The 13,003-nt window shown below is 36.3% G+C and carries 15 protein-coding genes; 2 read left to right on the forward strand and 13 right to left on the reverse strand.

Annotation, left to right across the window (positions count from 1 at the left end):
• Positions 1-11: 11 nt before the first annotated feature.
• The 4 genes from der to ACSVDH_RS18605 all read right to left on the reverse strand — a co-directional run bounded on the left by der (position 12) and on the right by ACSVDH_RS18605 (position 3,263).
• A complete protein-coding gene (gene der / locus ACSVDH_RS18590) occupies positions 12-1,322 on the reverse strand; it encodes a ribosome biogenesis GTPase Der (protein ID WP_439250959.1) in 1,311 nt (436 codons plus the stop codon).
• A 258-nt stretch (positions 1,323-1,580) separates the two neighbouring features.
• Entirely contained in the window at positions 1,581-1,772 is a 192-nt protein-coding gene (locus tag ACSVDH_RS18595) for a capping complex subunit for YIEGIA (RefSeq protein ID WP_299088312.1), read from the reverse strand.
• Positions 1,769-2,662: a YIEGIA family protein gene (locus tag ACSVDH_RS18600; protein WP_299088310.1), complete on the reverse strand. Its 894-nt coding sequence runs from the start codon at positions 2,660-2,662 to the stop codon at positions 1,769-1,771. Before ACSVDH_RS18600 ends, ACSVDH_RS18595 begins: the two co-directional genes overlap by 4 nt.
• 1 nt (position 2,663) lies before the next feature.
• Positions 2,664-3,263 carry a YphA family membrane protein gene (locus ACSVDH_RS18605; protein WP_439250957.1) on the reverse strand — a complete coding sequence of 200 codons (600 nt, stop codon included), beginning with the start codon at positions 3,261-3,263 and terminating at the stop codon, positions 2,664-2,666.
• Positions 3,264-3,397: 134 nt separating this feature from the next.
• On the opposite strand from ACSVDH_RS18605, the gene ACSVDH_RS18610 reads away from it, so the two are divergent.
• The gene (locus ACSVDH_RS18610) at positions 3,398-3,529 is read left to right on the forward strand and encodes a YpzI family protein (protein WP_299088308.1); all 132 of its coding nucleotides are present in this window, start codon (positions 3,398-3,400) and stop codon (positions 3,527-3,529) included.
• A 62-nt stretch (positions 3,530-3,591) separates the two neighbouring features.
• Here ACSVDH_RS18610 and fni read toward each other — a convergent pair whose 3' ends face one another.
• The 9 genes from fni to prsW form a co-directional block, all read right to left on the reverse strand.
• Positions 3,592-4,650 carry a type 2 isopentenyl-diphosphate Delta-isomerase gene (gene fni, locus ACSVDH_RS18615; protein WP_299088307.1) on the reverse strand — a complete coding sequence of 353 codons (1,059 nt, stop codon included), beginning with the start codon at positions 4,648-4,650 and terminating at the stop codon, positions 3,592-3,594.
• 11 nt (positions 4,651-4,661) lie between these two features.
• Positions 4,662-5,810, reverse strand: a complete 1,149-nt coding sequence (gene rpsA / locus ACSVDH_RS18620; protein ID WP_439250954.1) for a 30S ribosomal protein S1 — start codon at positions 5,808-5,810, stop codon at positions 4,662-4,664.
• Positions 5,811-5,981: 171 nt separating this feature from the next.
• Positions 5,982-6,557, reverse strand: a complete 576-nt coding sequence (locus ACSVDH_RS18625; RefSeq protein ID WP_439251537.1) for a lysophospholipid acyltransferase family protein — start codon at positions 6,555-6,557, stop codon at positions 5,982-5,984.
• Between the two features lie 5 nt (positions 6,558-6,562).
• On the reverse strand, positions 6,563-7,234 hold the full coding sequence (gene cmk / locus ACSVDH_RS18630; RefSeq protein WP_299088303.1) for a (d)CMP kinase: 672 nt from the start codon (positions 7,232-7,234) through the stop codon (positions 6,563-6,565).
• Positions 7,235-7,356: 122 nt separating this feature from the next.
• Positions 7,357-7,539: a YpfB family protein gene (locus ACSVDH_RS18635; protein ID WP_439250952.1), complete on the reverse strand. Its 183-nt coding sequence runs from the start codon at positions 7,537-7,539 to the stop codon at positions 7,357-7,359.
• 62 nt (positions 7,540-7,601) lie between these two features.
• Positions 7,602-8,264, reverse strand: coding sequence for a flagellar brake protein (locus ACSVDH_RS18640; RefSeq protein ID WP_439250950.1), 663 nt, complete (start codon positions 8,262-8,264; stop codon positions 7,602-7,604).
• Between the two features lie 155 nt (positions 8,265-8,419).
• Positions 8,420-9,766 carry a germination protein YpeB gene (gene ypeB, locus ACSVDH_RS18645; protein WP_299088301.1) on the reverse strand — a complete coding sequence of 449 codons (1,347 nt, stop codon included), beginning with the start codon at positions 9,764-9,766 and terminating at the stop codon, positions 8,420-8,422.
• Positions 9,767-9,781: 15 nt separating this feature from the next.
• The gene (gene sleB, locus ACSVDH_RS18650) at positions 9,782-10,954 is read right to left on the reverse strand and encodes a spore cortex-lytic enzyme (protein WP_518618333.1); all 1,173 of its coding nucleotides are present in this window, start codon (positions 10,952-10,954) and stop codon (positions 9,782-9,784) included.
• A 176-nt stretch (positions 10,955-11,130) separates the two neighbouring features.
• The gene (prsW, locus tag ACSVDH_RS18655; protein WP_299088299.1) at positions 11,131-11,793 is read right to left on the reverse strand and encodes a glutamic-type intramembrane protease PrsW; all 663 of its coding nucleotides are present in this window, start codon (positions 11,791-11,793) and stop codon (positions 11,131-11,133) included.
• A gap of 232 nt (positions 11,794-12,025) precedes the next feature.
• Here prsW and ACSVDH_RS18660 point away from each other — a divergent pair, with 232 nt between their 5' ends.
• Positions 12,026-12,994 (forward strand): asparaginase, encoded by a 969-nt coding sequence (locus ACSVDH_RS18660; RefSeq protein ID WP_439250946.1) that lies wholly within the window; start codon positions 12,026-12,028, stop codon positions 12,992-12,994.
• The last annotated feature ends 9 nt before the right edge of the window (positions 12,995-13,003 follow it).

Raw genomic sequence — 13,003 nt, forward strand, 5'->3', positions numbered from 1 at the left:
TTGTTGGGCGATTATTTTCTTTCTCTGGAAAATATTTTAATCGGTGTTCCTTCAAATTCAAAAGCTGATCTGATTCGATTTTCTAAAAATCGTTCATAAGAAAAATGCATTAGCTCAGGGTCATTTACAAAAACGACAAAGGTAGGCGGCTTAACAGCAACCTGGGTTGTATAGAATATTTTTAATCGTTTACCTTTATGAGTCGGTGTTGGATTCATTGCCACAGCATCCATCACAACATCATTTAAGACATTTGTTTCAACTCTTCGTGCATGATTTTCACTCGCAAGGATGATTTTAGGCATTAGCGTGTGAATACGTTTTGTGGTTTTTGCTGATAAAAAAACAATTGGGGCATAATCTAGAAACTTAAAATGATCACGGATGTTTTCTTCGAACTCCTTCATTGTTCGTTCATCCTTATCAACTGCATCCCATTTATTGACAACGATCACTACTGACTTTCCAGCTTCATGTGCATACCCGGCAATATGCTTGTCTTGTTCGATGATTCCTTCTTCCCCATTTAAAACGACTAAAATAACATCAGATCTCTCGATTGCTTTTAGTGCACGAAGTACACTGTATTTTTCAGTCGTTTCATAAACCTTCCCTTTTTTTCGCATCCCTGCTGTATCAATGATAACAAACTCCTGACCTTCATATTTGTAAACAGTATCGATTGCATCACGTGTTGTACCCGCAATATCGCTTACTATAACACGTTCTTCTCCTAAAATGGCATTAACTAAAGATGATTTCCCTACATTAGGCCGGCCAATTAATGAAAATTTAATCGTTGTATCATCATAGTCTTCTATCCCTGTATTTTTAAAGTGTTTTGCCACTTCATCCAACAAATCACCAAGCCCCAGACCATGAGAGCCTGATATTGGGAAAGGATCGCCGAAGCCTAGAGAATAGAAGTCGTAGATGTTTGCTCGCATTTCAGGATTATCTACTTTATTTACCGCAAGCACTACAGGTTTATTTGAACGATAGAGGATTTTTGCTACCTCTTCATCTGCTGCGGTTACACCTTCACGGACATTTGTTAAAAAAATTATAACATCTGCCTCGTCAATAGCGATTTCAGCTTGTTGGCGAATCTGTTCAATAAATGGTTCATCACCGATATCGATACCACCTGTATCAATAATGTTGAATTGATAGTTCAACCATTCTCCAGAACTATATATACGGTCTCTCGTCACACCTGGAATATCTTCAACGATGGATACCCGTTCCCCTACAATTCGATTAAATATAGTAGATTTCCCTACATTTGGCCGTCCTACAATGGCAATAATTGGTTTTGACATTTCCTTACACCCTTCCTATTTATCCTAAACAACTTAATTATCAGAGAGAAGCAGTCACTACTCGTTAAAAAACAAGGTGGTGAGTGGTTGTACATCTTATATTAAAAGCACGTCGTATTCTTTTATTTAGTATGTAATAGATCAAGCTGAAAATGTATTATCGGTACAATCTTTAATCCCTCTACAAAAGAAACCCTTCTATTTAATTAAGAAGGGCTTGACTTTTATATAGTAGCAAACAATTCATAAATACTCAACTTAGTGTTTCACGACGATATATAAATCATCACCAATTCCGTGAGCGATTCCATCTAATATCGCCTCAAGGTTTTTAGCAAAAAAATGCATTTCTTCTTGAGTTTTACAGATAAATATGGCTGTTCCACCTGCTGCCTTCGTTTCATCTGTTGTAATAATAGCCAATATATATTTTTCTATGGAGTTACTCATTTTATTCCTCCTCGTTGGTTTGCCCTCGCTTCAGATGGCATTCTTATCGCATTTTCAAGCGTAGGTACCTCACCAATTATATGAATCGCTTTATCTATGTCACGATTTTGCGGAAGAACAAATACACCTAACCTTCCATCATTAAGGTCTCTTTTGGCTAATGGCACTAATGAAGGTTCCCCTGAATCACGAACAACTCCAAGTGCTGTAGAGACGTCATGCAGAATGGCTTGTCTTTGACCTAAATTTGCAATTGTTGTGATTGAATTGAAATTTTTAGGTGTTAGAACAAAACCCATTCCATATTTTAAAATCGCCTCCTGCTTATCAGGTATCCCAATGTTCATAATATAGATATTATCTACATATAAACCTGCCCCTTCAAAATGTGGTTCAACATATTGGATATCAACTAAATCCTTCATTCGACTCCCTGTCATCAATTTTTTACAAATGATAAAACAGAGAATAGCAACAACAATAGCAGCATAGAAATTTATAACCAAATAAGCTAAGGTTGTTAATAAAGAGGTAAAAATCACAAGATAATTTCTGCTTTCAAAAGCAATCGCTATTCCTTCAATATAGGTCTTTCCACGCGGAACAAGTTCATAACCATCTAATTCCGTAAGTGTATTCCTCTCCATATTCCGAACATCACGGAATTGAGAGGCCGCTAATGTAAGAAAGGTGATTGCTGTGAAATCCTCCTCCATTAAAGATGGAACAGCAACTGTTCCTAACCCCGCGGCAATAAATCCAAGCGCAATATGGATGACTTTTCCATGAAGATATGTAGGGTATTGTCTATAGTCTGTTCTGAGCATATGAAGCCTTGTAACGACTCCTACTATTACGCCAAAAAGGACTGGCATTGTGTATTCATTCATATTAGCCTTGTTTCTCCTTTGCCGGTTTTTGAAGCATTTGTTCGATGGCTAAAATAACAGTTTGAGACATATTCCACAAATAAATAATTGAACAACCGATGACCAACATATCTAAAAAGGCAGGAGTACCGATTGTTAAACCATCATGAAATTCCCCTAAAATAAACCAATATAAACATTCACCTTGGCATACCGAAATGATAAAAAGTGCATATATTTGAACAGAATGTTTCCCCAAATAGATCGCTAGCACACTGATCGCTACACTGACAATGATACGATAATCAAAAAGAAACCAAACAGGATCATAAATTCTAAAAAGCATAATTCCAGCATAAGCAAACATCAATGTAAATGTTATCATATAAAAAAGAACTGGTTTTCTTTTCTTCTGCTTGGCAGCAAGATAATAGCCAAGAATCATAAATAATATAAGGGAGACTCTTACATTAAAATCCCCTACAATAATATACAGCTCGCTAAGAATGATGGTAATTAAAATAAAAATTGTTAACTTTAATCGTATCTTTCCTTTTTTCATTAAAAAGGTTGTAATAATCCAAGCAAGCCACATAAACCAGTAAAAAAAGATTCCTTCCACTATCTACCCCTCCCTACTTTATTCATTATGTCTGTTTCCTCTTAGCTTTAATCTAAAAATTTAACAAAAAATAACACTAATGAATAAAAGAAACGTAGTAAAAAATGATAATACAAAGATAGGAGGAGTGAAAAATGGGTAAAGATCGTCAAGAAAAAAAATTAAGAAAGAGCGGAAGAGTTGAATCTGATCGTGACCAGTCACTTAATTACCCTGGTGCTACTACTTTAGAGGGACCTGATTCTGCAAGAAAACGAAATAAATAACGTGTGGTACAATCACTTTGTTATCACACAAAAATAGGGCTAATTGGTTTAACCAATTAGCCCTATTTTCCATTTCTCATGCTAAAGCGCCTCGTATCAATGCACCGTTCAGTCAACCAATGATGCGTATTTCCGCTAATCACGATTGGTGCATTCTGAAGCTCCCTAATACTGCTTGTACCAAGTGCTGTCATAATAAATGTTAACTCTTCTAACATTTGATGAATTTCCTGTACTAATGAGTCATATCCTTTTTCAACAAACACTTTTAGTAAATATCCAGCTGTTCCTGCGGCAGACGCTCCTAATGCAATGGATTTCGCTATATCAAGTGCATGTTGAATTCCTCCAGTGCCGATTACAGAAATATGATCGACACTTGCTGCCTCAGCTATTGAAGCTGTGGTAGAGATTCCCCATTCATTAAAGAATTGCAGCATTTGCTGCCGTCTCATATTTTCGATCTTTGAAAAATTCGTTCCGCCATAGCCGCCAACATCCACAATCGTTACCCCTACATCTCTTAATTTTGCCGCAGCTTCACGATTCATTCCGAATCCTACTTCCTTTACAATGACTGGAACTTCAATTTCCTTTACAATTTGCTCAATTCTTTTCAATGCACCGCAAAAATCACGATCCCCTTCAGGCATGACAAGCTCTTGGATAACGTTTAAATGAATTTGCAGAGCATTTGCTTCAATCATATCAACGGCTATTTTTGCTTGTTCAACGGTTGCTTCGCTGCCCAAATTTCCAAAGATAAGTCCTGTTTTATTAACCTTGCGCATAATTTCATATGAATGCCGCTCACTCTCATCTTTAATAGCTGACATTTGCGAACCAGTAGCGACAGCAATATTTGTTTCACTTGCAGCTCTCGATAATGCTTCATTAATTACTGCTGTTTCTTCGCCGCCGCCACCGGTCATAGCATTTATAAAAAGAGGCGAACTTAAAGTAAGTTCGCCAACTTTTGTTGATAAATCTATTTTTTGAACAGACAGGTTTGGTAAGCTTTGGTGAACAAAGGTAATATCGTTAAATCCATTTGTACGTTGTTGACCTGTTGTAAGTGCATGTTGGATATGTTCAATTTTTCGTTGTGCTCTTTTGCTCACCTATATCACCATTATTTTAATTTTTTTAGTTGTTCTCCAATCATTTCTCCTAATTGGAAACCAGAGGATGAATCTTCCTGTGCCTGATAATGACGGAAGTCCTCATCTGCAGGCTTTGAAGTCTCTTCTAGTTCACGAATACTTAAGGAAATACGTTGTTCTGATTCGTTCACATCTAAAACCTTAACTTTAACCGTTTGATTTTCTTCTAATACTTCATGAGGTGTTCCAATATGTTTATTTGAGATTTGTGAAATGTGTACTAATCCTTCAACACCAGGTAAAATTTCAACGAATGCACCGAACGATACAAGCCGTTTTACGACACCTTCAACCACATCGCCTACTTTTACTTTTTCAGAAATATTTGCCCAAGGACCTGGAAGTGTTTCTTTTATTGATAAAGAAATTCTTTCGTTATCACGGTCTACTCCTAAAACTTTAACTGTTACTTTTTGTCCCTCTTCAACAACATCTGATGGTTTGTCAATATGTGAATGTGAAAGCTGGGAGATATGTACAAGCCCATCAATTCCACCAATATCAACAAAAGCACCGAAATCTGTTAAGCGCTGAACTGTTCCTTCAATTGTTGCTCCAACTTTGATTGAATCCAATAGTTCAGATTTCTTTTCATTTTGTTCTTTTTCAATAACAGCTCTGTGAGATAAAATGACTCTGTTTTTCTCTCGGTCCAGCTCAACCACGATTAATGATAAAGTTTTTCCCATATATTCAGAAAAATCCTCTACGAAGTGGGCTTCCACTAATGATGCTGGAATAAAGCCGCGAACTCCTAAATCTACGACAAGCCCGCCTTTTACAACATCCTTTACTTCAGCTTCAAAAACTTCTTTTGATTCGAATTTTTGTTGTAAGGAATCCCATGCTTTTTCAGCATCAACAGCTCTTTTTGAAAGAACTAATGCTTCATCCTCCACTTTTATAACTTTAAGTTCTAATTCATCTTGTTCATTCGCTACATCAGATGCCTTTTCGATATGAAGACTTGAAAGCTCGCTGATTGGAATAATTCCAATATGCTTGCAGTTTTCTATTTCGACAATAACCTGTTTTTCCTCTACCTTTGTCACGATACCTTTCACAATATCGCCTACCTCTGGTGTCTCAACATGTACACTATTTAATTCTTCTGCCATCTCAATTACCCTCCTTGGTCAAAACCAGCGCGACTTTTGATTAAATATATGTAAGATTTCATTTTATAAAAGAACAATTTTTATTCTTTTAAAATAAAATGAAAAATTCCTCTTTTATTAAACTTCTAATAAATGCTACTTTTTGTCAAGTAGTAAGTCTTCATCTTAGCTTTATTTTTTAAGGAGTTTTGCAATTTCCTTCATAATGATTTCTGTCATTTCATCTGTAGAAACTTTTTTTGAGCGGTATTCATCCATGTTAATCGGTTTACCATAAACAACCCTTAGTGTACTAAAAGGTTTATATGGTCCTATTATCGCACATGGTACAACTGCCGCAGTTGACCTGAGTGCAAAGAATCCTGCACCAGGAAGCCCTTTACCTAATTCACCGGTTTTACTTCGTGTTCCTTCCGGGAAGAAACCCAGTACATTTCCTTCTTTTAAAATCTTTAAACCTGTCCTTAATGCCTCGCGGTCACTCCCACCCCGATTAACCGGAAATGTTCCGAAGTTTTTTAACAAATCTTTTAATACTGGCACTTTGAAAAGTTCAGCTTTAGCCATAAAAAATACTTTTCTTGGTGCAGTAATACCGACAACAGGCGGGTCAAAATTGCTAATATGATTCGTACATAGTAGGACACCGCCTTCTTTCGGGAAATTTTCCAAGCCTTCAACTTTTATTCGATAAGTTGGCTTTAAAATGCCAGCTACAACTGATCTTGCAAATGGATATAATGACACATCTATCAAAGCCTTTCTTCTATATAGTCTTCTATTTTTTTTACGACATCATGTATAGACAAAGATGTAGTGTCAATTTCAATTGCATCCTTTGCTTTTCTTAACGGCGCAACCGATCTTTCAGAGTCAAGCTTATCCCGATAGGCAATCTCATGTTTAAGCTGCTCTAGATCTGATGCATAACCCTTTTTTTCATTTTCCTCATGACGCCTTTTTGCTCTTTCTTCAACAGAAGCTTTTAAAAAGAATTTCAATTCAGCATTTGGCAAAACATGTGTACCGATGTCACGTCCATCCATGACAACACCACCTGAATTAGCCAAATTCCTTTGACGTTTTAACATTTCTTCTCTAACTTTTGGATGCATTGCAACAATTGAAACATTGTTTGTTACTTCATTCGTGCGAATAATATCTGTTACATCTTCTTGATTTACAAGGACGATTTGTCCATTTTCTGACGGTTGAAGTTCGATACTAATCGATGCCAAAATATCTGCAACCATTTCTTCATCGTTTAGATCAATGTTTTCTTTTAGCGCTTTGTAAGTTAATGCGCGATACATTGCACCAGTATCGATATAAATATATGAATAATGCTCTGCAATTATTTTTGCAACCGTGCTTTTACCAGCAGCAGCTGGGCCATCAATTGCTATTGAAAGTTTTTGTTTCATAATTCCTCCAAATAGGTTTTTAGTCTAGTAGTTTAATCGAGCGAGAACATATTTGGGTGATGGCTAAAATTTTTTGTGATTTCATGCCAAACAAATGAAGCAGGTTTTCTGTTTCACCTGCCTCATTTCTCTTGACTAAACGTTTCAAGCCATTCCGAAATCGTAATTTTATTAACTCCCTCATATTGAACAACTCGGGAAAGGTATGGTTGAATAGTAGATTGTTGAATTAACAGCTGCGCACAGAGTAAGACAATAAACTGAATGATAATTAATTTGATTAAAATACGTTCAAGCCGTTTCATTTCATTCAACTCCGGTACTTTTTGTTTCACATTGTTCCTAGTATGCATAAAAATACCAAAATTTATTCTGCCATAAGTTCTTTTCTCCGCATTATTATTTGCTGTTGGAAACAAAAACGGATTAATTTTTGTCGAGTAAGTTCATCAATATTAAAAAACTGTAAGGGAACTTTATAAAATCTTTCATTTTCTACTTGAATAAAACGGAGTATTTTTCCTCTTACCTTTATGTAATCAATCTCTTCATCATGAAAAGGCAGTGAAAACCATACAACAACTTCTTGACCCTGATTTAATATAGTTGATTTCGGAATAAGAAGCGCTGCACCCCCTGCACTAATATCTGTTGTGACGGCTGTAAAAGGTAGAAATTCATTCTCTAACGGGTGGACAGCAACATCTAATGTAGTTTCAACTCGTACATATTCTCTTCTTTGAATACGATTTAACTTATGGTCACCAGGATATGTTATAGAAAGCAATGGAATCTTTTCTTTCACACGCACTGTAACCACTGTCTGAAAACTGTATGCATGCTGTTCTTTATTAATAAAAGAAGCAGTAAGCTCTGTGCCAATCATTAAATAGGCTAAACGTCCTGTATCCGTATTAATGGGATAATCAATATAAAGTTGATTTTCTTTTTTTTCCATCAGCTTACATTTTAGTCGTTCACCATTTTTATCTTTTGTTTCTAATAGTATGACATCCCCAATTTTCAGCACAAAATCACTCTTTCTTAATACTCTCCTTCTTATTAAATCATGGTCCATTCGGTTGTGCAAGAGGACAAAATTTTTAACAATGAAAAAGGATATCCCATGAAGAAAATTAACAGGGATATCCTTCAAACAATACAGAATAAGTTTGTTAATATTTTTTAAATCTCTTGAAAAATCGGTTCAGGATTCTTTAACTTTTCAATCTTCTCTTCCATTCCTGTTTCTGCATTAATATAAATTCTGAAAGTGTCTTGATCGATTGTACCTAAAAACTCAAAGCAAAGGATTTCTTCCCCAAGCTCATTCGTGATAATGGCTAATCTGTCCTCTTGTACTTCTAAACTTGGGTTTAATCTTTTTACTGCCTCTTGTTTTGTAATTTTAGGCTTTGGTATTTCCCTTTGCTTATGTGCTGCCAAATAATCCCTAGCAGAGAAGCCTATGACTTTACCGTCATCTAAAGCAACTTTTATTCGGACTGTATCCGGGTAAACTCTCACACCATCTAATATTGAAACGAATGAAAAGACCCCGGTATTATCATATTGTGCACTTTCAAAAAGATCTAAATCTTTAAAACCATGCTCTTTTAAAAAGTCTCGAGCATTATTGGATGCTTCGTTTAAGCTGATTGCCTGCTTCTTTATTTCCCGATTTTGAACAAGGAAAATCGGATGACCGCCTTTTTTGGTAATATCCATATTAATTTCAGTCTTATTCTTTTTATCATTCATAGAAACACTATAAAAACCAAAAGACGAACCTTCACCATTTTCTGTTACCTTAATATCTGTTACACTTTTTTCAACAAATGTCTTGGCAATCTTTTTCGCTTCTTCCTCATTTATTTCTTTCCCCTCAAGTTGATTAAAGCCTTTCTCCTTGCTTTTCTTCATTGCAGTGAAGCTTGCTCCGAAATCAGATTCAGAATATGCTTCTACATTCTCTTCAACTGTTTTAAAGCCATCAATGATCGTGTTATCCATTTGCTTTTGTCCAGAAGCAAGGGCTAATTCAACATCCATCCATCTTAAGTTATTCTCGATAACTAAATGCTGTACATTACGGAGTTCATTTTGGATATCAGCTGACTTTGTATACAATGATTTCAGCTTATTATACTCCTCATCTGAAAGAGGTTCTTTTTCTAAATCTCTTATAGCAGTTCGATAACTAAAATCACTAATTCCTGCTAAGAATTCTTCCGTTTTATTAAAAGGGAGCAATGTTAAAGGTAATTGTCCAACATCCGATTGTGCTTCAGATGTAATTCTCCATACATCTGCAAGTGCAGGAGACAATGATTGTTTGGAATTCATTGCTAATGTTCCGCCTATTTGATCATGTAGTTGATCGATTCGATATGTTAAATCATGAAAAGCTCGCTGGTAGTTATTTTCAGCTTGAATTAACACAGCATTCTTTTCCTGGTGTTCTTTGTACCCCCAATAACTTGTTCCAATAACTGCAACTGTTAAAATACCAATCAGGATTCCACGTATCATGCCTTTTCACCCTTTCTATTCACAGAAAATATGCTTTCCGATACGTTTTATTTGTGGTCTTCCCCAGATCCATGAACTTGTCGCGGTATTTGGATTGAAATAATAAATGGCCCCTTCCGTTGGATCCCAACCATTAATTGCATCTATCACAGCTTTTTTAGCTTGTTCATTAGGTGTGAGCCAAATTTGGCCATCTGCCACTGCTGTAAATGCACGAGGTTCAAAGATAACACCTGCTACCGTATTTGGGAATGTCGGACTATTGACACGGTTCAAAATGACCGCTGCGACCGCTACTTGACCAATATAAGGCTCACCTCTTGCTTCCCCGTAAACTGCATTGGCCATTAATTGAATATCGTTTTGTGAATAGCCGCCAGGCAAATTAACTGCTGTTGATTCATTTTCTTGCTGTTGTTGCTGTTGGTGTTGTCGCTGCTGCTGTTGTTGCTGCTGTTGTTGCTGTTGCTGCTGTTGTCGCTGCTGTTGTTGTTGCTGTTGTTGCTGCTGTTGTTGCTGTTGCTGCTGTTGTCGCTGCTGTTGTTGTTGCTGTTGTTGTTGCTGTTGTTGCTGCTGTTGCTGTTGTTGTTGCTGCTGTTGCTGTTGCTGTTGCTGCTGTTGCTGCTGTTGCTGTTGCTGTTGTTGCTGTTGCTGTTGTCGCTGCTGTTGCTGTTGTTGCTGCTGTTGCTGTTGCTGTTGTTGCTGTTGAGCGATTTTTGCCTTATAACTTTGCTCTTGCTGCTGTCTTCTTTGCTCAGCTATCTGCCTTGCTTTTTGAATTTGCTGCTCACTAGGTGCTGACTGCAGCGCTAATGGAATTCCTCCATAATGGGTAAAACGTTTCCCGCTATGAATTTGACGATAAACAAAATCCTTATAGAATTTTGTAGAATCCCGTAACATTTGTTTTGTTTTAGGTCCCACCAGTCCATCTACTTCGTCTAATCCAAACATATGTTGAAAGTTTCTTACCGCCCAATACGTGCTCCAACCGTATACACCATCAATTGTTCCATGATAATAGCCGTTATATTGTAATCTTGCCTGTAATTCAATCACATCTCTACCCGTTGCACCTCTTTGAATGGTCTGCTCTGAAAAAGCATGTGTTGTAGAGATATTTATTGAAAAAAATTGACATGTGACGGATGTAAAAGTCACTACTGCAACCATCAACATTATGCGCATATTACTCATGTTGCTGCCTCCTCATGTAGATGTAAATGCTTAAACGTATTTTTTGTAGTCTTTGGCATTTTATTCATCCTAAATGACAAAGCAGCCATTTCAAACAATTCATCCCATTATAAACCCTACTTGTGATTGTGTCGGTTCCATGAGGAAATAGACGAAAAAAAGCTGCACTAAGGCAGCTTTGAGTCAATCATTTTCACTCTTGCTTTTTTTGCTTTATGAAGGGCGAACCACCAGAGAAATAACATAAATGGGAGCATGATGTACCGCCAATTTAAATAACTTAATAAAATGGAGTCATAAATTGAATGGAGCATTATCGGCAGGATACAGGAAAGCAGGATCCACTTTATCCGATTTTCACCGCTTGAGAATTTTCCTTTTCCTAAATAATATCCCATAATGACTCCAAATAGAGCATGGCTGGAAACTGGTAAAATCGCCCTACCTAAAGCATATTCAACACCATTTGCAAACAAATAAACTATATTTTCTAAAGTAGCAAATCCTAACGAAACAGACACACCATAGACAATTCCATCATAATGCTCATTAAAATGCACATGTTGATAGATAGTAAAAAATAAAATAAACCATTTAAAAAATTCTTCAAGAAATCCTACTGCAACAAATGTATAAAGCACTTTAGAATGGAAAACCATCTCAACATCCAGCACATATTGGATAAACATTATAGGAAAAACAAGCAATGCCCCGAAAATAAACGAACGCAGGACCATATAAATCGGCTCTGTTTCATACTGATCTTTTAAATAAAAATAACATAATAAAGCAAGACCTGGGGCAATGCCCGCAGAAATAATCGAAATCATTCACAGGCCTCTTTTCCTTGTATTCTCGTTAAATCTTTCTAGTATTTTTATACCACCATAACATACTGAGTAAAAATGATTATTTTTACTAAACTTTAATGAATTTATAGGGAGAAATAATCATAACCACTAGACGTATTACCTTTTTAATCGTATCATGTTATCGATAAATTGAAAATGACTTAACATAGATAAACGTATAATTATTCTTGCAAACATGGAGGTTCTCATAATGAAAAATATCCTATTAATTCATACAGGCGGAACAATTTCAATGAAGGAAGATGAAACAACCGGTGAAGTAAAGCCTGGAGAAAAAAACCCTATTGTTGATCTTATAAAAGATGTTCCTGATATCAATATTATTTCAACAGAATTATTTTACTTACCATCTCCACATATTACTCCTAAAGAAATGCTGCAAATCAAAACTTATATTGAGGAAATGATGGAGAAACAAACTCTTGATGGAATTGTTATTACACACGGTACAGATACATTGGAGGAAACGGCATTCTTTCTTGACGTAACCTTATCCTTGCCAATCCCTATTGTGATAACAGGGGCGATGAGATCAAGCAATGAACTTGGTGCTGATGGTTTGTATAATTTATTATCAGCTCTTAAAGTTGCCACTTCTACGAATGCAAAGGATATGGGTGTACTTGTTGTAATGAATGATGAAATTCATACTGCAAAAAACGTAACGAAAACCCATACAAGCAATATTGCTACATTTCAAAGTCCACAATATGGACCTATCGGCATCGTCAATAGAGGTGGTGCCTTTTTCCATCATAAGCCAGTAATAAACCAGCCTTTACATGTTGCTGCACTTAATAAAAATGTTCTCTTGCTTAAAGCCTTTGCAGGAATGGACGATACGCTTTTACAAACGATTGGCAACCACCAACTTGACGGTTTAGTCATTGAAGCATTAGGACAAGGCAATTTACCGCCAATGATGCTGCCAAGTTTGAAAAAATTATTAAATAAAGGAGTTCCTATCGTTCTAGTATCACGCTGCTTTAATGGAATTGTTCAAGATGTTTATGGCTATGAAGGTGGTGGAAGGCAGCTAAAAGAACTAGGCATGATCTTTAGTAATGGATTAAATGGCCAAAAAGCAAGACTTAAACTGATGATCGCCCTTGAAACAACAACCGATCGAAAAAAACTTGAAGTGATATTCTCAACCTAAGCAGATCAT

Origin of the sequence: Metabacillus sp. Hm71 (assembly GCF_051842955.2) — a bacterium.
Taxonomy (GTDB): Bacteria; Bacillota; Bacilli; order Bacillales; family Bacillaceae; genus Metabacillus.

What these genes read in the sequence shown, in the direction of transcription:
- ACSVDH_RS18635 (WP_439250952.1), bottom strand. Translation starts at nt 7,539, where the DNA reads ATGAAACGGCTTGAACGTATTTTAATCAAATTAATTATCATTCAGTTT.
- prsW (WP_299088299.1), bottom strand. Translation starts at nt 11,793, where the DNA reads ATGATTTCGATTATTTCTGCGGGCATTGCCCCAGGTCTTGCTTTATTA.
- rpsA (WP_439250954.1), bottom strand. Translation starts at nt 5,810, where the DNA reads ATGGCAGAAGAATTAAATAGTGTACATGTTGAGACACCAGAGGTAGGC.
- ACSVDH_RS18660 (WP_439250946.1), top strand. Translation starts at nt 12,026, where the DNA reads ATGAAAAATATCCTATTAATTCATACAGGCGGAACAATTTCAATGAAG.
- sleB (WP_518618333.1), bottom strand. Translation starts at nt 10,954, where the DNA reads ATGCGCATAATGTTGATGGTTGCAGTAGTGACTTTTACATCCGTCACA.
- ACSVDH_RS18595 (WP_299088312.1), bottom strand. Translation starts at nt 1,772, where the DNA reads ATGAGTAACTCCATAGAAAAATATATATTGGCTATTATTACAACAGAT.
- der (WP_439250959.1), bottom strand. Translation starts at nt 1,322, where the DNA reads ATGTCAAAACCAATTATTGCCATTGTAGGACGGCCAAATGTAGGGAAA.
- ACSVDH_RS18610 (WP_299088308.1), top strand. Translation starts at nt 3,398, where the DNA reads ATGGGTAAAGATCGTCAAGAAAAAAAATTAAGAAAGAGCGGAAGAGTT.
- cmk (WP_299088303.1), bottom strand. Translation starts at nt 7,234, where the DNA reads ATGAAACAAAAACTTTCAATAGCAATTGATGGCCCAGCTGCTGCTGGT.
- ACSVDH_RS18600 (WP_299088310.1), bottom strand. Translation starts at nt 2,662, where the DNA reads ATGAATGAATACACAATGCCAGTCCTTTTTGGCGTAATAGTAGGAGTC.
- ypeB (WP_299088301.1), bottom strand. Translation starts at nt 9,766, where the DNA reads ATGATACGTGGAATCCTGATTGGTATTTTAACAGTTGCAGTTATTGGA.